This window comes from Ruegeria sp. HKCCA5426 (genome assembly GCF_013034585.1).
In the GTDB taxonomy this organism is placed as follows: Bacteria; Pseudomonadota; Alphaproteobacteria; order Rhodobacterales; family Rhodobacteraceae; genus Ruegeria.
Genome location: NZ_WQGH01000002.1, coordinates 464,558 through 482,004 on the forward strand (window position 1 = coordinate 464,558; position 17,447 = coordinate 482,004).

The following is a 17,447-nucleotide window of genomic DNA, read 5'->3' on the forward strand; positions in this document are numbered from 1 at the left end:
CTCTTCCAAAGCCCCCGCAGGGCCTTTGAAACTATCCGGTTTCACGACCCGAGTCAGCCTCATACGCTTCGATAATCGCAGCGACAAGCGGGTGCCGCACCACATCCTTCGAGGTGAAATAGTTGAAGCTGATGTTCGGGATCGTCTTCAGCAAACGCTCGGCATCGGCAAGCCCCGATTGGACCCCGCGCGGCAGATCGACCTGCGATCGGTCGCCCGTAATTACCATCCGGCTGCCTTCGCCCAACCGGGTCAGGAACATTTTCATCTGCATGGTCGTGGCGTTCTGCGCCTCGTCCAGAACAACAAAGGCATTCGCCAGCGTTCGACCGCGCATAAAGGCAAGCGGAGCAATTTCGATTCGTTTTTCTTCGATCAGCTTGGCCAATTGCTTGCCGGGAAGAAAGTCGTTCAGCGCATCATAAAGCGGCTGCATATACGGATCGACCTTGTCCTTCATGTCACCGGGCAAATATCCCAGCTTCTCACCCGCTTCGACCGCAGGACGGCTGAGGATGATGCGGTCCACATGGCCGCCAATGAACATCGACACGCCCACCGCGACGGCCAGATAGGTTTTACCTGTCCCTGCCGGACCGATCCCAAAGGCCAGTTCGTTATTGAACAGGGATTGCACATAAGCCTTTTGCGCATCGGTACGCGGTTCAACCAGCTTTTTGCGGGTCTTGATCTCAACCGTGCCACCTTTGAACATTTCAAGCTGGTCACCGTCGCGGCTTCCGGTGCCTTTTTCAGATCCGCCCATACGAAGTTCGCGATCCACATCTGCTGCTTCGACCTCGCGCCCACCCTCAAGGCGGGTGTACAGGGCCTGAAGGACCTCAATTGCCTGTTTCTGGGCATCTTCCTCGCCCATCACAACCAACTGGTTTCCGCGTCGCACGATCTGAACGGATAATTTATGCTCAACATCAGTCAGATTGCGGTCATATTCGCCGCACAGATCAATCAACAACCGGTTGTCTGGGAATTCAACAAACGCCTCACGCTGGGGCATTTCATTTTGCGGTGGGTTCAGGGCACCGATGGCCAATACGTTCTCCTGTCTTGGCGTTTCACCTTGAGCGTAGACAACAACTCTTGGTGGGTGCAAGTAACAGTTTCAAATTTTCCGTAACTGATGTCGAAACCGCCGATCACAGTCCGGTCTGAAAACCGGCGCAGGTATAAAAAACTGGCAAAAAGCCGGTTGTTCAGAACCGGTAATTCAAGCCAAATCGCAAACCCCGATACCGCGGTGTCGACTTGGTGAAAAATCCATTTTCAAAGACGATGTCCTTGGAATCAAACTGAACGTATTCATATTCGCCTGTAATCGACCAATTGGCGTTCAAATTGTGTTCCGCACCAATGCTGGCGGAAAACCCGTTGCGCGAGTCGCTTTCTGCAAAGCTTTGAACCGTAGGCCCAAGAGACAAGCTGTTCGTGGTTTCAACGTCACCGTTCACATAACCCACCGAGAGGAAATACAACACCGTGCCGCTTTTGTTGGTAAGGCCATTTCGGAAGCGAATCGACACAACGTCCGAGACTTCGGATCCACCGTCCACAGTGATGCCCCCGATTTGCGTCGTGACATCATCATCCAGCGAACCGAAGTCATATCCGATTTCAAACCCGTAGACATAGTCGCGGCCTTGCCTGGCCGGTAGAATACCCCGCCATCCTGCCCGTACACCACCATAGGAACCGCTTAGATCCAATTCACCGATCGCAAATGTATCGGTGGGCGTTGTCAGGCCAAAGCGATCCGTTCCACTGGTCGCGTATCCGCCGGTCAAGCCGAGATAAAACGCACTGACGTCGCTGTCGAAACGCTTGGGGCTGACGATGGGAGGATCTGAAACACCTTCTTCAAGGTTGCCAGCCGTTACCGCGCCGGAAAGAAACACAAATGCAACCAAAGCAGAAAGTGGCAGTTTGAATTTGAGTATATTGATAAGATTCAAAACCTTCACTCGCACTCTCCATGGCCACGCCCTTGATACTGGGCGACGCAAAAACGACCTCAGGGACGGCTAGAGCCGTATACCCCTAAAAAATATGACTTTTCTCGAAACATAGTTCCAAGTCATAAATCAAGGGTAAATTTTTCCATAAGATTCAACCATGACGCAACGACACGAAAAATGTCGCGTCAAAGCAACCTGCCAGCCAGCGAATTCGAGCCTGAGCTGGTGATGCGCACGTCTCTCAACTCACCCACCTCGACATCGGCATCCGAGACGTGAACCGAATGAAGATACTCGGATTTTCCGACCATCTGCCCGGGCAGACGGCCGGTTTTTTCAAACAGCACGCGGACATTTCGTCCAACCATCGAATCCTGAATTTCGCGCTGGTGCCGCGTGATCATGGCCTGCAAACGCTGTAGGCGGTCATCCGCCACCTCAGGATCAACCTGAGACCGTTCGGCGGCAGGGGTTCCGGGGCGCGTGGAATACTTGAACGAATACGCATATCCGTATCTGACCTGCTCGACCAAATCCAACGTGGCCTGAAAGTCCTCGTCTGTCTCCTCGGGGAAGCCCACGATGAAATCGCCTGACATGATGATATCAGGCCGCGCTGCGCGGATGCGTTCGATCAGGCGCAGATAGCTTTCGGCGGTATGACTGCGGTTCATCCGCTTCAAAATCCGATCCGAGCCTGACTGCACCGGCAGATGCAGGTAGGGCATCAGCTTGTCGCAAGTTCCATGCGCCTCGATCAGGTCATCGGCCATGTCGTTGGGGTGCGAGGTGGTGAACCGGATGCGCTCCAGCCCATCAACCTTGTTCAATTCCCAGATCAGACCCGCCAGCGTCATGTCCCCATTGGGCCCCGCACCGTGATAGGCGTTAACGTTTTGACCCAGCAGAGTGATTTCGCGCACGCCACGTTCAACCAGATCCTGCGCTTCGCGAATGATGCGGTCGGCTGGACGGCTGACTTCGGCCCCGCGGGTATATGGCACCACACAGAAGGCGCAGAACTTGTCGCAACCTTCCTGTACAGTCAGAAACGCCGTCGGGCCGCGCTTGGCCTTGGGGCGGTTTTTCAATTTCTCGAACTTGTCTTCCTCGGGGAAATCCGTGTCTAGCGCCTTGGCACCTTCGCGGGTCTTGGCTTCCATCTCTGGAAGACGGTGATAGCTCTGCGGTCCCACCACCAAATCGACCAGAGGTTGCCGGCGCATGATCTCTTCGCCCTCAGCTTGCGCAACACAGCCTGCGACGCCGATCTTCAGATCAGGCTTTTCCGCCTTCAGTCCCTTGAAACGGCCCAGTTCGGAATAGACCTTTTCAGCCGCCTTTTCACGGATGTGGCAGGTGTTCAGCAGAATCATATCTGCATCGTCAGGCGTCTTTGTTTCGACATAGCCCTGACCGCCCATTGTCTCGGCCATACGCTCGCTGTCGTAGACGTTCATCTGACAACCATAGGTCTTGATGTACAGCTTTTTGGGTTCCGACATGGGTGTAGCCTTTGCGTTCGCGGGATCGACGTCGTCTATACTTTACGAACGCCGCTTGCAATGCCCGCGCGATTACCCGATTTTGGCCAAAAACTCCAGTTGGATGAAATCAGACGGGCGATGCAGTACGACTCCCTCAACTCTTTCCTGCGAACCGGCGCGAAGGCCCTCATGAAAGGCCCAGTCGCACTGATTTTTGCCGAAGACGATGTTGAGGTCGATGGCACAATTCAGCACCACCTGAACCTGGGCTTCAAATCTCTTGTCGTGTTCATGCCGCAGGAGTTTTCTCTGGACCCTGCCCTTGCCGACCGTATCCACCGCGTCACTTTGACATGCGCACCGCGCACAACCGTCTTTGAGGCGATCAACAAGGTCATGAAAGCCGCGCCGGATGTTTGGATGTATTATTGCTATAACACCGAGTACCTGTTTTTTCCGTTTTGTGAGACACGGACGATCGGCGAATTGCTAGCCTTCCATTCGGAAGAGCGCCGTAATTCCATGCTATGCCATGTCGTTGATCTTTACGCGGATGATCTGACGGCTGCGCCGAATGGGGTAGCCCCTGATCGCGCCCTGTTGGACAAGACCGGTTATTATGCCCACACCCGCCACGACACCGACGGCCATCCGCTGGAGCGTCAGTTGGACATGTCCGGTGGCCTGCGGTGGCGGTTCGAAGACCAGATCCCTTATGAACGCCATCGCATCGACCGGATCGCCATATTCAAAACGCAGCCGGGATTGGAACTCAGACCCGATCACACGTTCAACGAGCCCGAATATAATACCTATTCCTGCCCGTGGCATCACAACCTGACCGCTGCCATCTGCTCGTTTCGCGCGGCAAAGGCGTTGAAAATCAACGCTGGTTCAAACAGCAATATCCAGTGCTTTCGCTGGAGCAACTCGACCCCGTTTCAGTGGTCGTCGCGACAATTGCTGGACTTGGGGTTGATCGAAACCGGTCAGTGGTTTTGATTCGAACGCCTAACGTCTGAGAAGAATCGGGAACCAATCCTCTCGCAGCCGCTGTCCGGGCTGCATGTCATGCCCCGGAAACGGAGGAGATGTGCGACCCGGGCGTTCGACATAGCGCGCATCGTCACCAACAAGGCGCAATGAAAAGGCGCGGCGGCGACTGTCTGAATGATTGCCACGTGCACCGTGCAAGGTTCGGTAATTGAAGGCAACGGCGTCACCCGGCGCCATCTCATACTCGACGACCTTCATGCCCTCTGCGTCGGGGTCAGGGACTTGGATGTACTGCCCCCCATCGGGAAAGAACCCTTCTTCGGAAACCCAGCGAGTCGGCAGAACCTCTTTCTTCCACCGGTGCGATCCGGCGACGCACCTCAGCGTTGCTTGTGACACGGGGTCCAGCGGCGACCAGAAACTGATGGTTTGCTGACCTTCGACAAAATAATACGGCCCGTCCTGATGCCATGGAGTTGCCATCGACGTGCCCGGCTCTTTTACCAGAACGTGATCGTGAAACATCTGAACAGTCTGAGACTGCATCAGGTCCGCCGCGACTTCGGCCACGGGCGAATTGTGGACGACCTTCTGAAATTGTTCGATCCGCGACCAGTTGCAGTAATCGTCAAAAAACAGCCCCGTTTCACCCTGCTTTTTGTTATCCGACGCATATGGACCGGGATCGGCGATGTTGACCTCAATCCCATCGCGCAGGGTGTCGACGTAGTCCGCAAACAAACCTTTGATCAGAATCACACCGTCGCGCTGATAGGCGTCAATCATTTCTTGCGTAACCAAAGGGTGCATCTTTTCTGTCTCCGTTCCGGTGGTTCGTCGATCTGCGCATGGATCAAACCCCGGTTCAAATCACATCTTTCGAATTTGGACTTGATTTCCTTTTTGTTTCCCCCGGCTTCAGAGCGTATATCTTTGCGCGATTGGCAGACATGGCAGCTTGCCATCAGCGGCCCGGCAATTCTTGGGGTAAATCTGAAAATCGGGCAAAACACGATGGTCGCGCAAAGAGCTGCCTCGTTGGAGATTCAACGCGACACGTCACACAGCCGCTAGACCCGGTTACGGTTAAGGCGTTGTGATTACTTACAATTACTGAGAAAGGTTACTTCTTCCGCAGGCGGATCACGACGTCCACCGAAGCTATTTCCACGCCTTCGGGCGCTTCGGGAAGACGTTGAATCACCAGTTCTTCTGATGGTGCATCGCTCAGGCGGCCCTCATCCTCCCAGAAAAAGTGGGGATGGTCATGGGTGTTGGTGTCGAAATAGCTTTTCGACCCGTCCACTGTAATTTCCTGCAAAACGCCCGCATTGCAGAAGGCGCGCAATGTGTTGTAAACGGTTGCCAAAGATACGGCATCACCGTTCTTTTTGGCTGATTCAAAAAGGCTCTCTGCGGTCACATGGCGATGACGGCCATCGCCCACCAACAACTCGGCCAGCGCCACCCGCTGACGCGTCGGACGCAATCCGGCGTGAACCAACCAATTCGTGGCGATGTTCTGGCTTTCAGGTGTCATCAATCCGATACCTTCGTTGTACTTAGGTATATATAAGTGCTGTGGTCAGGTAATTTCAAATGAATTTCATTCGCAAAGAATAGTCTGAACACAACATGATGTGGACCACCGCTCTTGCAGGACCTTGCATACGGGTGCTAGACGAGGCCAGATTAGATAAACGGACCCCTGGCAGGAGAGGCGGCAAGAATGGCCCAATTCCCGAGCAGCTTTGACAAGGACGATCTGCTGAAATGCGCCCGTGGCGAATTATTCGGCCCCGGTAACGCGCAGTTGCCTGCCCCACCTATGCTGATGATGGACCGGATCACCGATATCTCGGCCGATGGCGGCGCGCATGGCAAGGGCCACGTTCTGGCCGAATTCGATATCACGCCTGATCTGTGGTTCTTTGACTGCCACTTCCCCGGCAATCCGATCATGCCCGGCTGTCTGGGGCTGGACGGACTGTGGCAATTGACAGGCTTCAACCTGGGCTGGCGCGGCTGGCAGGGGCGCGGCATGGCCGTGGGCGTGGGCGAGGTCAAGCTGACCGGCATGGTACGTCCTGACCGCAAGATGCTGACTTACAAAATAGACTTCAAAAAAGCGATCCAGACACGGCGCCTGACCATGGGTGTTGCGGACGGAATCGTCGAAGCGGACGGTGAAATGATCTACGACGTTAAAGATATGAAAGTCGTATTATCTGAAGCCTAAGCCTGACCGGGCCGAAATAAGGAGCACGCAAATGCGTCGAGTAGTTGTCACCGGCTTGGGGGTCGTGTCCTCCATCGGGAACAATGCCGAAGAGGTTCTGGCCTCACTCAAAGCTGGTAAGTCCGGCATCGAGGCCAATGACCAGATGGTTGAACACGGCTTTCGCAGCCAGATCGCCGGGTCGCTCAAGATCGACGTGACCGAGCATGTCGACAAGCGCACGCTGCGGTTTATGGGGCCCGGCGCGGCCTATGCGCATATCGCCATGTCTCAGGCGATCGCTGATGCCGGTCTGACCGAAGATCAGGTCGAGAACCCGCGCACAGGTCTTGTCGCTGGCTCAGGCGGCCCGTCGACCAGTGCAATGCTGACGGCGCATCAGACTGTTCTGAAAAACGGCGCGACCAAGCGGATCGGGCCCTTCGCCGTTCCCAAATGCATGTGCTCGACCATCTCGGCCAACCTTGCGACGGCGTTCAAGATCAAGGGCATCAACTACTCGATCACATCGGCCTGCTCGACCTCGTTGCACTGCATCGGCAACGCGGCGGAACAGATCATGCTGGGCAAGCAAGACGTCATGTTTGCCGGCGGCGGTGAAGAACTGGACTGGACCCTGTCCTGCTTGTTCGACGCGATGGGCGCGATGTCGTCGAAATACAATGACACGCCAACCAAAGCCTCGCGCGCGTTCGATCAGGATCGCGATGGTTTCGTGATCTCGGGCGGCGGCGGTATCGTCGTGTTGGAAGATCTGGATCACGCTCTGGCCCGCGGCGCAAAAATCTATGCCGAGGTCACAGGTTATGCAGCAACCTCTGACGGTCACGACATGGTTGCCCCGTCCGGCGAAGGCGGCGAACGCGCCATGCGTCTGGCCTTGGGCACCCTCCCCGAGGGTCGGAAGGTCGGCTATATCAACGCACATGGAACCTCGACCCCGGTCGGTGACGTGGGCGAGGTTGAAGCCGTGCGAAGAATCTTTGGCGAAGGCAATGTGCCTCCGATTTCATCGACCAAGTCGATGACCGGCCACGCGCAGGGGGCGGCTGGCGCACTCGAGGCAATTTTCTGCCTGCTGATGTTGCACCATGACTTCATTACGCCGTCGATCAATGTCGACACACTTGCCGAAGGCATCCTGCCCGGTGAAATTGCAACACAAGTGATTGAAAATGCAGGTTTGGACAGTGTGATGACCAACAGCTTCGGCTTTGGCGGCACGAACGGGTCCATGGTTCTGTCCAAGTATAACGGGTGAATATGATGTCGGATCTTCTTAAGGGCAAACGCGGCCTGATCATGGGCGTGGCGAATGACCGCTCGATCGCGTGGGGCATTGCCAAAGCCATGCACGAGGCTGGCGCGGAACTCGCATTCACCTATCAGGGCGAAGCATTCGGCAAACGGCTGGAGCCATTGGCACAAAGCCTCGGCAGCGATTTCATGGTGGATGCGGACGTCACCGACGACGCCTCGCTGGACCGTGCATTTGGCGAATTGGGCGAACGCTGGCCGACGATTGATTTCGTGGTCCACGCCATTGCCTATTCGGACAAATCCGAATTGACGGGCCGGTTTCTGAACACAACACGGGCGAATTTCAAACACTCGATGGATGTGTCGGCCTATTCGTTCATCGAGGTCGCGCGCCGCGCCTATCCGCTGATGAAAGACAATGGCGGCACGTTGCTGACGCTGACCTATCAGGGCTCGAACCGCGTGGTTCCGAATTACAATGTCATGGGCGTGGCCAAGGCCGCGCTGGAATCGGCCACACGCTATCTGGCTAACGATCTTGGCCCTGAAGGTATCCGCGTGAACGCCATCTCCCCCGGTCCGATGAAGACACTGGCAGGGGCGGCCATTGGCGGCGCGCGCAAGACCTACAAGTTCTGCGACCAGAACGCGCCGATGCGCTCGAACGCGACGCTTGAAGCTGTGGGCGGCACTGCTGTCTACCTGGCATCAGATGCCGGCGCGTGTACTTCCGGCGAAATCATCCGCGTCGATGGCGGGTTCCATGTTCTGGGTATGCCGCAACCGGATCACATGTGACCCGATCTTTCCCTGTCGGTGCCAAGATTTGAACATCTTTCCCCGGCAGTGATAGCGGCATGAGCAAAGCCGAACATATTATCGCAAGTAGCCCCCGCGTTTCCCGCTCCCGCCGAAAGCAGGGTTTTTTAGGGGTTCGTGGTCGCGCAGCATTGCTGACGCTGACAATGCTGTTGATGCTGTTTGTATTCTTCACGCAACCGCATGTTCGCGCCACTATTGAATCCTGGACCAGCCTGATTACAGGCTGATCCGATCCGGGCCTTGTGTGGGCTTAGTTTATCGAAACAACCTCAATATCGAAAATTAGGTCCTGCCCTGCCAGCGGATGGTTTGCGTCGAGCGTAACGGTCGCCTCGTCCGCCTCAACGACAGTCACTGGCATAACCTGTCCGTCGGGGGCCTGCATCTGCAATTGCGAACCGGGATCCAGCGGGATGTCATCAGGAATTCCTTTGCGCGGAATGCTCTGCCGCATTGCGGGATTGATCGGGCCATAAGCGTCCGCACAAGCGATCTCGACCCGCTTCTTTTCACCCACGGACAACCCGGGCATAGCGCTATCCAGACCGGGAATAATCTGACCGGAGCCGACAACGAATTCCAACGGGTCACGCCCATCCGAGCTGTCAAAGACTTTGCCGTCCAACAGCGTCCCGGTGTAGTGAATGCGAACCGTGTCGCCTTGCTTGATTTCGGTCATATTGGCCTCCGGCCGGAAAAAGGATTGAGCGGCCAACCCTAGGGTGTGACACGGCATTGTAAACCCTTCGCTCTTTTGCCAACCTGCGCCCAAAGAAAGGAGGGGATCAAATGCCAATCAAAACTTGCGTTTTCGACGCGTATGGAACGCTGTTCGACGTCGCGGCGGCCGCACGTCAGGCTGCTGCCGAACCCGGCTTTGAAGCATTGCAGCAGAAATGGCCGGAACTGGCGAATTACTGGCGCTTGAAACAGTTGCAATACACGTGGTTGCGCGCAGTTGCGGATGCCCATGCAGATTTCTGGGATGTCACGCAAGACGGGTTGGATTGGGCGCTTGAGGCAACCGGCCTAGACGGAGACAGCACGTTGCGACAGCGGCTCTTGGACTTGTACTGGCAGTTGCAGGCATATCCCGAAGTCCCCGAGATGTTGCGCGCGCTGAAGGCCGGAGGGTTGCAAACCGCCATCCTGTCCAACGGTTCCCCCCCAATGCTTGACGGCGCCGTAAAATCCGCAGGCATCGGTGACATTCTGGATGACGTCCTGTCGGTCGAAAGCGTTGGAGTCTTTAAGCCCCACGCAAGCGTTTATGATCTTGTGCAGGGTAGGTTCGGCGGCGAACGCGACGAAGTTCTGTTCGTCAGCTCTAACGGCTGGGACGCAGCCGGGGCATCCGGTTACGGCTTTACGACCGTATGGGTCAACCGGGCGGGTGAGCCGATGGACCGTTTGCCATGGAAACCCGCACATGTTCTGACCGACCTGACGACGATACCGCAATTGGCTGGGCTTGAATGACTTTCTTCACCACGACAGACGGCAGGAACATCTATTTCAACGACACGGGCTCGGGCCAGCCGGTGTTATGCTTGGCGGGACTGACCCGCTGCAGTCGGGATTTTTCGTTTCTGGCACCGCACCTGACGGGTATGCGGATGATCACCATGGACTACCGCGGGCGCGGCAATTCGGACCGCGACCCGGACTATATGAACTACAATATCTTTCGCGAATCCCATGACGCGATCGAATTGCTGGATCACCTCGGTCTCGAAAAGGCGACGGTGATCGGAACATCCCGGGGCGGTCTGATCGCAATGGCGTTGGCCGCCAGCCACCCCGAGCGCCTGTCGGCTGTGGTTCTAAACGACGTCGGCCCGGTTCTGGAACTGTCGGGTATTGCTAAGATCATGGATTACGTTGGCAAACAGCCCGTGTCCAAAAACTATGATGAAGCCGCAAATGTCCTGCAACAGTTTATGGAGCCGACCTTCCCAGGCGTCCCATTGGAGCGTTGGCGGCGACAGGCTGAAATCCAGTATGAACAGACGGGTGACGGGCTTGCGATGCGTTATGACCCGGCGCTGCGAACCGCATTGCTTGAACAAGCCGCAACGGGGGCCGTTCCGGATATGTGGATGTTCTTCGAGGCGCTTCGTGACACGCCAACCGGCGTCATACGGGGCGAGAATTCTGATATACTTGGCAAAGAAACGCTGACGGAAATGCACAAGCGTCACCCCGGCCTTATCTCGGCAGAGATACCGGATCGGGGGCACGCCCCATTTCTGGACGAACCCCAATCGCTTGACCTCATTCACAAAGTACTGGACGCTGCATGAGCTCGCTTGACCTGATTGAAGCCGCGGCAGGGCGGTTAAAAGGCCACGTTCGGGAAACCCCGATCCTGACCTCTCCGTTTCTGGATGAGATCGCGGGACGCCGTGTATTGGTAAAGCCGGAATGTCTGCAACATACTGGCAGCTTCAAATTTCGGGGGGCATGGTCGGCGATCTCGGCCCTCAGCGAAGCGGATCGCAAGCGCGGTGTAATTGCCTATTCCTCGGGGAACCACGCGCAGGGGGTTGCGCACGCCGCTTCTTTACACGGCACGGCGTCAGTCATTGTCATGCCATCGGATGCGCCGCAGTTGAAGATCAACAATACGCGCGCGCTGGGCGGTGAGGTGGTCCTTTATGATCGCGCAAATGAAAGCCGGGAGGATATCGGAGAAAGGCTTGCCTCGGAACGCGGCCTGACCCTGATCCGGCCCTATGATGAGCCGCAGGTAATCGCAGGGCAAGGCACAACCGGCCTCGAGATCGCCCGCCAAGCCGCGTCCTTGGGGGTTGAGACAGCCGACGTACTTGTGTGCTGTGGCGGTGGCGGGCTGACGTCAGGTATCGCGCTGGCGCTTGAAAGGCATGCCCCGGGTCTGCGCGCCCGACCTTGCGAGCCCGAGGGGTTCGACGATGTGAAACGCTCTCTGGCGACCGGGCACATACAGAACAACGCCGCGTCGTCTGGGAATATCTGCGATGCGATCCTGACACCGCAACCGGGCCAAATCACCTTTCCGATCTTGAAACGGCTTTGCGGTCCGGGGTTTTCCGTCACCGAAGAAGAAGCGCTGCGGGCTATGGCGCTTGCCTTTCTGCGCCTCAAGATTGTTCTGGAACCGGGCGGTGCTGTATCATTGGCCTCGGCCCTTTTCCGCAGCGATGAAATCAAGGGCGACGCGGTGATAGTTGTTGCATCGGGGGGCAATACGGACCCCGAAGTCTTTGGGAAAGCACTGGAATTCCTGACCTGACAGCGCACGCAGGATAAGTCAGGTTGTGAATTCCACGTGTGACGAATGGGGATTAAGTCATGCAGTTCGCCGAGATAGGAGATATTGGCATCCATTACCGGGTCGACGGCGACCCAAATGGCGCACCCGTGGTATTCGCCAATTCTCTGGGTACCGACCTACGCTTGTGGGACGCCACGCTGCCGCATTTGCCACCGGGCCTGCGGATCATCCGGTATGACAAGCGTGGGCACGGTCTGTCGTCCTGCCCTTCTGCGCCTTATTCGATGGGGTCACTGATCCGCGACGCCGAAGCTTTGTTGGACTTTCTTGAGATTCGGGATTGTGTCTTCGTCGGCCTGTCCATCGGCGGGTTGATCGCGCAGGGGCTTGCCGTGAAGCGCATGGATCAGGTTCGCGCCTTGGTCCTGTCGAACACGGCCGCGAAGATCGGAACCCCGTCAATCTGGCAGGACAGGATGAACGCGGTGCGTCAGGGCGGGATCGAAGCGCTGGCGGACGCCACGATGGAGCGGTGGTTCTCAAAGCCATTTCGCGCGTCGCCAGACCACTTGCTGTGGCGAAACATGATGGTGCGCCAGCCGGTAGATGGATATCTGGGTTGCTGCGCCGCCATTTCAGGCACCGATTTTTACACGCCCACCAGCGGCCTTAGATTGCCAACGCTTGGAATTGCCGGCAGCGAAGACGGCTCGACCCCGCCCGATCTGGTGCGCGAAACCATCGACCTGATCCCCGGCTCACGGTTCGAGCTAGTGCGGAGGGCGGGCCATCTTCCATGTGTTGAACAACCAGTTGAATACGCGGCCCTGCTTCAGCAGTTCATGGCCGACATAGGACATATTTAGACGTATTTTGAAGGAGCGGTATTTTGGCGGATTTCCTATTGGTCCATGGGTCGTGCCACGGGGCGTGGTGCTGGCGCGACGTAGTCCCAGCGCTAGAGCATCTGGGCCACTCGGCGCACGCGATCGACATGCCCAGCCACGGTTCAGACCCGACACCGATCGCAGATGTGACATTGCGCAGTTGCCGCGATACCGTTCTGTCCGCCAGTTCGCCCCAAACGATAATCGTCGGGCATTCCTGGGGAGGCTATCCGATCAGCGCAGCAGCCGATGCGGACCCGAAAGGTATGAAAGCACTGGTATACCTTTGCGCCTATGTGCCCGAAGAAGGTCAATCAATGATCGAGATGCGCCGTAAATCGCCGCGACAAACGATCGGCGACGCTGTCGAGAAATCCTCGGATGGGTTGTCCTATTCCGTTAAACCGGATCGCGTTCAGGCGCTATTCTACCATGACTGTCCCCCTGCAACGGTGCCCTATGCCCTGGCGCGATTGTGTCCGCAGGCCATTGCGCCTCAGGATACGCCGCTGCCTCTTGGCGACCGATTTAAGCAAGTTCCAAAGGCATATATCCGCGCATCCGACGACCGGACAATACCAAACGAATATCAGGAACACATGAGCCAAGCCGCGCCCCAACACATGCGATATGTGATCGACAGCTCGCACTCTCCGTTCTTTTCTCATCCGGACCAGTTGGCTGAAATCCTTAACGAGATCGCCAATTCGTTGCCGTCCGACCCATAAGAATTTCCGAAACCGGTATTTTCCTTGTCAAACGACTATGGTTAAGGTCCGGTCGACATGTCCTTCTCCCGGTTCCTATGCGCCTGCCTTTCTTTTTTGTCCTGCTGACAGTCATGATCGACGCCATGGGCATCGGGCTGGTGCTGCCAATCATGCCCGACCTAATCGTCGAGGTTCAGGGGGGAACGCTGGCAAGCGCAGCAATTTGGGGCGGTGTCCTCAGCACCTCATTCGCTGCGATGCAGTTTATTTTCGGCCCTATTCTGGGGAACCTGTCAGACGCCTATGGCAGACGCATTGTTTTGTTAGTCTCCCTTTTTGTCATGGCGCTGGACTATGTCGTTATGGCCATCGCCGGCAGCATCTGGCTGTTACTGGCCGGCCGGATTGTCGGGGGCATCACGGCTGCCACTCACTCAACCGCTGCGGCATTTATGGCCGACGTATCGAAGCCGCATGAAAAAGCCGCGAACTTTGGTCTGCTAGGGGCTGCTTTCGGCGTTGGCTTTGTCCTCGGTCCCGTGATTGGTGGATTGCTAAGTGAATACGGAACGCGCGCGCCCTTTTGGGCGGCAGCAATATTGTCTTCGCTATCGTTCATCATCGGAGTGTTTGTCATGCCGGAAACGGTCACTGACAAAACCCGCAGACCCTTCAGCTTGCGCCGCGCCAACCCTGTCAATTCGCTGCGCGCAATTGCTGAACTGCCGGGCATTCGACCGTTGCTGTGGGTTTATTTCCTCTATTCTGTTTCGATCTATGTCTATCCGGCGATCTGGGCCTATTTCACGACCGAGCGTTTCGGCTGGTCTGCGCAAATGATCGGCCTGTCGCTGGGTGTCTACGGAATTGGAATGGCCGCAGTACAAGGCGGGCTGATCCGCCCGGCGACCCGATATCTGGGTGAACGTGTCACCATTGTCTACGGTATGGCCTTCGAGATCGTCAGCTTTCTGTTGTTGAGTTTTCTCACAAACGGATTGATTGCGTTGCTTTTGATCCCCATTACGGCGCTTGGGGCGGTTGTTACGCCTGCCCTGCAGGCGCTGATGTCGCGCGCAACACCGGATTCTCAGCAGGGTGAACTTCAGGGCGTTCTTACATCGCTGCACGCCTTGTCCATGGTGATTTCCCCGTTGTTGATGACCAGTATTTTTGCGCAGTTCGTCAAACCCGGAACCGCGCTTTACCTGCCCGGGGCACCGTTCCTACTGGCTATGGTCTTGATGATCGTTGGATTTACCATGTTTTTGCGTTCACGCCCCAACAAGTCGTAACAACGACCCCAAAATGACGGTTTCCGTCTTGCAGAGCGTCCCTGACCGCGCCACCGTGATCCAAACGAAACGAGGGGAATCCATGCAGACGATCAAGGCCGCCGTATGCCACGCGTTCAACGAACCTTTGGTGATCGAAGATGTTCAGCTTGCCCCACCGGCTGCGGGCGAAGTTGAAGTGACCTTGGATGCGGTGGCGATCTGCCATTCCGACATCTCATACGCAAGTGGCGCGTGGGGTGGATTCCTGCCTGCCGTTTACGGGCATGAGGCCGCCGGAATCGTCACCGCAGTCGGCAGTTCCACCGATGGGTTTAAGGTAGGTGACGCTGTTGTCGTCACGCTGATCCGGGCCTGCGGATCCTGCCCGTCCTGCGCAGGAGGTCAGCCAACAATTTGCGAAACGCCATACGACACGGTCAAAGGGCCGCTGAAGACATCGAAGGGCGAGCCGCTGGAACAAGCAATGGCCTGTGGCGCGTTTGCGGAAAAGGTGGTGGTCAGTCACCGGCAGATTGTCAAAATCCCTGAAAATATGCCCAAGGACGTGGCCAGCCTGCTATCTTGCGGGGTGATTACTGGGGTCGGTGCCGCAGTGAATGCCGCCGGTCTGCGCGCCGGGCAAGATGTCGTGGTCATCGGCGCGGGCGGGGTTGGCCTGAACGCCATTCAGGGGGCCCGCATCGCCGGGGCCCGGCGCATCGTGGCCGTCGACATGACCGAAGAAAAACTTTCGATCGCGAAAGAGTTCGGCGCGACCCATGGCGTTTTGGCTACTTCCAAGGCTCCGTGGAAGGACGCCTACAATGCGTTGGGTGGGCGCGGTGCCGATGCCGTGCTGATTACGGTTGGCGCGATACCGGCATATGATCAGGCCGTCCGGTATCTGGGGCGCGGAGGCAAGGCCGTCATGATCGGAATGCCCCATTCCGGTGACACCGCCAGCTACGAACCCGTCATTCTGGCCGCTTTGGGCCAAGGCTTGATCGGGTCCAAGATGGGCGACGTGGTCATCCAGCGCGATATTCCCTGGATGATCGACCTGTATGAACAGGGCAGATTGAAACTGGACGAACTGATCTCGGGCCGCTGGTCTCTGGCGCAGATCAACGAAGCAATCGCAGACACCAAAACCGGATCGGCCAAACGCAATGTCATTGTGTTCGACAGGGCCTGACACAACGCGGGGAGAACCGGGATGAAACTACAGGATCTCGATATCATCATCACCGCACCGCCTGCTCCGGGTTGGGGCGGGCGGTACTGGATCCTCGTTAAGCTCACGACCGACACCGGGATCACCGGTTGGGGGGAATGTTATGCCTCATCGGTTGGCCCCGAAGCGATGCTGCACGTCATCCGCGATGTGTTCGAACGGCACATGATGGGCGAAAACCCCGAGAATATCGAACTGATGTTCCGCCGCGCCTATTCCAGCGGATTTACCCAGCGCCCGGACCTGACCGTGATGGGCGCGTTTTCGGGTCTTGAGATCGCGTGCTGGGATATCCTTGGCAAGGACCGTGACCGCCCTGTCTATGCCTTGCTGGGCGGGCTGATGAACCCTCGCATCCGGGCCTACACGTATCTTTACCCCCTGCCCCAACATAACCTCACCGATTTCTGGACTGCGCCAGATCAGGCCGCGGACTGCGCGGCCGAAATGGTCCGGCGCGGCTTCACGGCTATAAAATTCGACCCCGCCGGCCCTTATACAATTCGCGGCGGACACATGCCTGCGATGACCGACATTTTAATGTCGGTTGCGTTTTGCAAAGCGATCCGCGACGCCGTCGAAGACAAGGCAGACCTGCTATTTGGCACCCATGGCCAATTCAACACCGCAGGCGCGATCCGCTTGGGGCAGGCGTTGGAACCCTATTCCCTCCTTTGGTTCGAAGAACCCACCCCGCCCGACATGCTCGAAGATATGGCCCGCGTTGCCCGCAACGTCCGTATCCCAGTTGCGACTGGGGAACGCATGACAACCAAGGCCGAATTCGGCGCGGTTTTGCGGGCTGGTGCGGCTGAAATCTTGCAGCCCGCACTCGGTCGCGCAGGGGGTATTTGGGAGATGAAGAAAGTTGCGGCAATTGCCGAAGTGTTCAACGCGCAGATGGCCCCGCACCTTTATGCCGGTCCGATTGAATGGGCCGCCAACATCCAACTGGCGGCGTCTATCCCGAACCTGTTGCTGTTGGAAACTATCGAAACGCCATTTCACGATAGCCTGATCAAGGGCACGCTTCGCGTCGAAGACGGGTTTGTAACGGCCCCAACCGCACCCGGTCTGGGGATCGACGTGGACGAAGATCTGGCCCGCGCGCATCCGTTCACTGGCGACGGGCTGCACCTGCAGATGCAGGAAGAACCCTGCGACTATGTCAACGGAAACGCCTTTCAGGGCGGGGCGCCAGCAACCGAGGGGTGACAAGCCCCCGCGATCTGAGGCATATTGGACCAGCCCCCAGTTGCGAACAGGCTGCGCGTGACGCTCAAAGAAGACAACATTCAGAACACCG

At 57.1% G+C, this 17,447-nt stretch carries 19 protein-coding genes; 13 read left to right on the top strand and 6 right to left on the bottom strand.

From position 1 onward, the window contains the following. Positions 1 to 31: 31 nt before the first annotated feature. From GOV87_RS04835 to miaB, 3 genes are all read right to left on the bottom strand, one after another. Positions 32 to 1,054, bottom strand: a complete 1,023-nt coding sequence (locus tag GOV87_RS04835; RefSeq protein WP_171211002.1) for a PhoH family protein — start codon at positions 1,052 to 1,054, stop codon at positions 32 to 34. Positions 1,055 to 1,214: 160 nt separating this feature from the next. Next, complete coding sequence (locus GOV87_RS04840; RefSeq protein WP_171211003.1) at positions 1,215 to 1,979, bottom strand: outer membrane beta-barrel protein; 765 nt, start codon at positions 1,977 to 1,979, stop codon at positions 1,215 to 1,217. 179 nt (positions 1,980 to 2,158) lie between these two features. Then, the gene (gene miaB, locus GOV87_RS04845; protein WP_171211004.1) at positions 2,159 to 3,478 is read right to left on the bottom strand and encodes a tRNA (N6-isopentenyl adenosine(37)-C2)-methylthiotransferase MiaB; all 1,320 of its coding nucleotides are present in this window, start codon (positions 3,476 to 3,478) and stop codon (positions 2,159 to 2,161) included. A gap of 60 nt (positions 3,479 to 3,538) precedes the next feature. On the opposite strand from miaB, the gene GOV87_RS04850 reads away from it, so the two are divergent. Then, entirely contained in the window at positions 3,539 to 4,462 is a 924-nt protein-coding gene (locus tag GOV87_RS04850) for a hypothetical protein (protein WP_371813459.1), read from the top strand. A gap of 9 nt (positions 4,463 to 4,471) precedes the next feature. Here the strand turns inward: GOV87_RS04850 and GOV87_RS04855 are convergent, their stop codons facing one another. Continuing rightward, complete coding sequence (locus GOV87_RS04855) at positions 4,472 to 5,266, bottom strand: phytanoyl-CoA dioxygenase family protein (protein WP_171121769.1); 795 nt, start codon at positions 5,264 to 5,266, stop codon at positions 4,472 to 4,474. Positions 5,267 to 5,579: 313 nt separating this feature from the next. Then, positions 5,580 to 5,996: an iron response transcriptional regulator IrrA gene (gene irrA, locus GOV87_RS04860; RefSeq protein WP_171211006.1), complete on the bottom strand. Its 417-nt coding sequence runs from the start codon at positions 5,994 to 5,996 to the stop codon at positions 5,580 to 5,582. 189 nt (positions 5,997 to 6,185) lie between these two features. Between irrA and fabA the strand changes: the two genes are divergently transcribed. From fabA to GOV87_RS04880, 4 genes are read left to right on the top strand one after another with little or no spacing between them, the layout of a single operon-like run. Further along, positions 6,186 to 6,695 (top strand): bifunctional 3-hydroxydecanoyl-ACP dehydratase/trans-2-decenoyl-ACP isomerase, encoded by a 510-nt coding sequence (fabA, locus tag GOV87_RS04865; protein WP_170326986.1) that lies wholly within the window; start codon positions 6,186 to 6,188, stop codon positions 6,693 to 6,695. A 31-nt stretch (positions 6,696 to 6,726) separates the two neighbouring features. Further along, complete coding sequence (gene fabB, locus GOV87_RS04870; protein WP_171125815.1) at positions 6,727 to 7,956, top strand: beta-ketoacyl-ACP synthase I; 1,230 nt, start codon at positions 6,727 to 6,729, stop codon at positions 7,954 to 7,956. A gap of 5 nt (positions 7,957 to 7,961) precedes the next feature. Continuing rightward, entirely contained in the window at positions 7,962 to 8,753 is a 792-nt protein-coding gene (locus GOV87_RS04875) for an enoyl-ACP reductase (RefSeq protein WP_171121766.1), read from the top strand. A gap of 59 nt (positions 8,754 to 8,812) precedes the next feature. After that, the gene (locus tag GOV87_RS04880; protein ID WP_171211007.1) at positions 8,813 to 9,004 is read left to right on the top strand and encodes a hypothetical protein; all 192 of its coding nucleotides are present in this window, start codon (positions 8,813 to 8,815) and stop codon (positions 9,002 to 9,004) included. Positions 9,005 to 9,027: 23 nt separating this feature from the next. Here the strand turns inward: GOV87_RS04880 and GOV87_RS04885 are convergent, their stop codons facing one another. Beyond that, positions 9,028 to 9,456 (bottom strand): peptidylprolyl isomerase, encoded by a 429-nt coding sequence (locus tag GOV87_RS04885; protein WP_171211008.1) that lies wholly within the window; start codon positions 9,454 to 9,456, stop codon positions 9,028 to 9,030. Positions 9,457 to 9,566: 110 nt separating this feature from the next. Here GOV87_RS04885 and GOV87_RS04890 point away from each other — a divergent pair, with 110 nt between their 5' ends. From GOV87_RS04890 to GOV87_RS04925, 8 genes are all read left to right on the top strand, one after another. Beyond that, positions 9,567 to 10,256, top strand: coding sequence for a haloacid dehalogenase type II (locus tag GOV87_RS04890; RefSeq protein WP_171211009.1), 690 nt, complete (start codon positions 9,567 to 9,569; stop codon positions 10,254 to 10,256). Then, complete coding sequence (locus GOV87_RS04895; protein WP_171211010.1) at positions 10,253 to 11,080, top strand: alpha/beta fold hydrolase; 828 nt, start codon at positions 10,253 to 10,255, stop codon at positions 11,078 to 11,080. Before GOV87_RS04890 ends, GOV87_RS04895 begins: the two co-directional genes overlap by 4 nt. Beyond that, the gene (locus GOV87_RS04900; protein ID WP_171121761.1) at positions 11,077 to 12,051 is read left to right on the top strand and encodes a threonine/serine dehydratase; all 975 of its coding nucleotides are present in this window, start codon (positions 11,077 to 11,079) and stop codon (positions 12,049 to 12,051) included. Before GOV87_RS04895 ends, GOV87_RS04900 begins: the two co-directional genes overlap by 4 nt. Before the next feature lie 59 nt (positions 12,052 to 12,110). Continuing rightward, positions 12,111 to 12,899 carry a 3-oxoadipate enol-lactonase gene (gene pcaD / locus GOV87_RS04905; protein WP_171211011.1) on the top strand — a complete coding sequence of 263 codons (789 nt, stop codon included), beginning with the start codon at positions 12,111 to 12,113 and terminating at the stop codon, positions 12,897 to 12,899. A gap of 23 nt (positions 12,900 to 12,922) precedes the next feature. Further along, positions 12,923 to 13,648 carry an alpha/beta fold hydrolase gene (locus GOV87_RS04910; protein ID WP_171211012.1) on the top strand — a complete coding sequence of 242 codons (726 nt, stop codon included), beginning with the start codon at positions 12,923 to 12,925 and terminating at the stop codon, positions 13,646 to 13,648. 77 nt (positions 13,649 to 13,725) lie between these two features. Continuing rightward, a complete protein-coding gene (locus GOV87_RS04915; RefSeq protein WP_171211013.1) occupies positions 13,726 to 14,925 on the top strand; it encodes a TCR/Tet family MFS transporter in 1,200 nt (399 codons plus the stop codon). A gap of 82 nt (positions 14,926 to 15,007) precedes the next feature. After that, positions 15,008 to 16,102, top strand: a complete 1,095-nt coding sequence (locus GOV87_RS04920; protein WP_171211014.1) for a Zn-dependent alcohol dehydrogenase — start codon at positions 15,008 to 15,010, stop codon at positions 16,100 to 16,102. 21 nt (positions 16,103 to 16,123) lie between these two features. After that, positions 16,124 to 17,356, top strand: a complete 1,233-nt coding sequence (locus tag GOV87_RS04925) for a mandelate racemase/muconate lactonizing enzyme family protein (RefSeq protein WP_171211015.1) — start codon at positions 16,124 to 16,126, stop codon at positions 17,354 to 17,356. Positions 17,357 to 17,447: the final 91 nt, after the last annotated feature.

Excerpts from the sequence above, each read along its gene's own strand:
- miaB (WP_171211004.1), bottom strand. The coding sequence starts at position 3,478 with ATGTCGGAACCCAAAAAGCTGTACATCAAGACCTATGGTTGTCAGATG.
- GOV87_RS04915 (WP_171211013.1), top strand. The coding sequence starts at position 13,726 with ATGCGCCTGCCTTTCTTTTTTGTCCTGCTGACAGTCATGATCGACGCC.
- irrA (WP_171211006.1), bottom strand. The coding sequence starts at position 5,996 with ATGACACCTGAAAGCCAGAACATCGCCACGAATTGGTTGGTTCACGCC.
- GOV87_RS04890 (WP_171211009.1), top strand. The coding sequence starts at position 9,567 with ATGCCAATCAAAACTTGCGTTTTCGACGCGTATGGAACGCTGTTCGAC.
- GOV87_RS04900 (WP_171121761.1), top strand. The coding sequence starts at position 11,077 with ATGAGCTCGCTTGACCTGATTGAAGCCGCGGCAGGGCGGTTAAAAGGC.
- GOV87_RS04925 (WP_171211015.1), top strand. The coding sequence starts at position 16,124 with ATGAAACTACAGGATCTCGATATCATCATCACCGCACCGCCTGCTCCG.
- GOV87_RS04875 (WP_171121766.1), top strand. The coding sequence starts at position 7,962 with ATGTCGGATCTTCTTAAGGGCAAACGCGGCCTGATCATGGGCGTGGCG.
- GOV87_RS04850 (WP_371813459.1), top strand. The coding sequence starts at position 3,539 with ATGCCCGCGCGATTACCCGATTTTGGCCAAAAACTCCAGTTGGATGAA.
- GOV87_RS04885 (WP_171211008.1), bottom strand. The coding sequence starts at position 9,456 with ATGACCGAAATCAAGCAAGGCGACACGGTTCGCATTCACTACACCGGG.
- fabA (WP_170326986.1), top strand. The coding sequence starts at position 6,186 with ATGGCCCAATTCCCGAGCAGCTTTGACAAGGACGATCTGCTGAAATGC.
- GOV87_RS04855 (WP_171121769.1), bottom strand. The coding sequence starts at position 5,266 with ATGCACCCTTTGGTTACGCAAGAAATGATTGACGCCTATCAGCGCGAC.
- GOV87_RS04895 (WP_171211010.1), top strand. The coding sequence starts at position 10,253 with ATGACTTTCTTCACCACGACAGACGGCAGGAACATCTATTTCAACGAC.
- GOV87_RS04920 (WP_171211014.1), top strand. The coding sequence starts at position 15,008 with ATGCAGACGATCAAGGCCGCCGTATGCCACGCGTTCAACGAACCTTTG.
- pcaD (WP_171211011.1), top strand. The coding sequence starts at position 12,111 with ATGCAGTTCGCCGAGATAGGAGATATTGGCATCCATTACCGGGTCGAC.
- GOV87_RS04880 (WP_171211007.1), top strand. The coding sequence starts at position 8,813 with ATGAGCAAAGCCGAACATATTATCGCAAGTAGCCCCCGCGTTTCCCGC.
- fabB (WP_171125815.1), top strand. The coding sequence starts at position 6,727 with ATGCGTCGAGTAGTTGTCACCGGCTTGGGGGTCGTGTCCTCCATCGGG.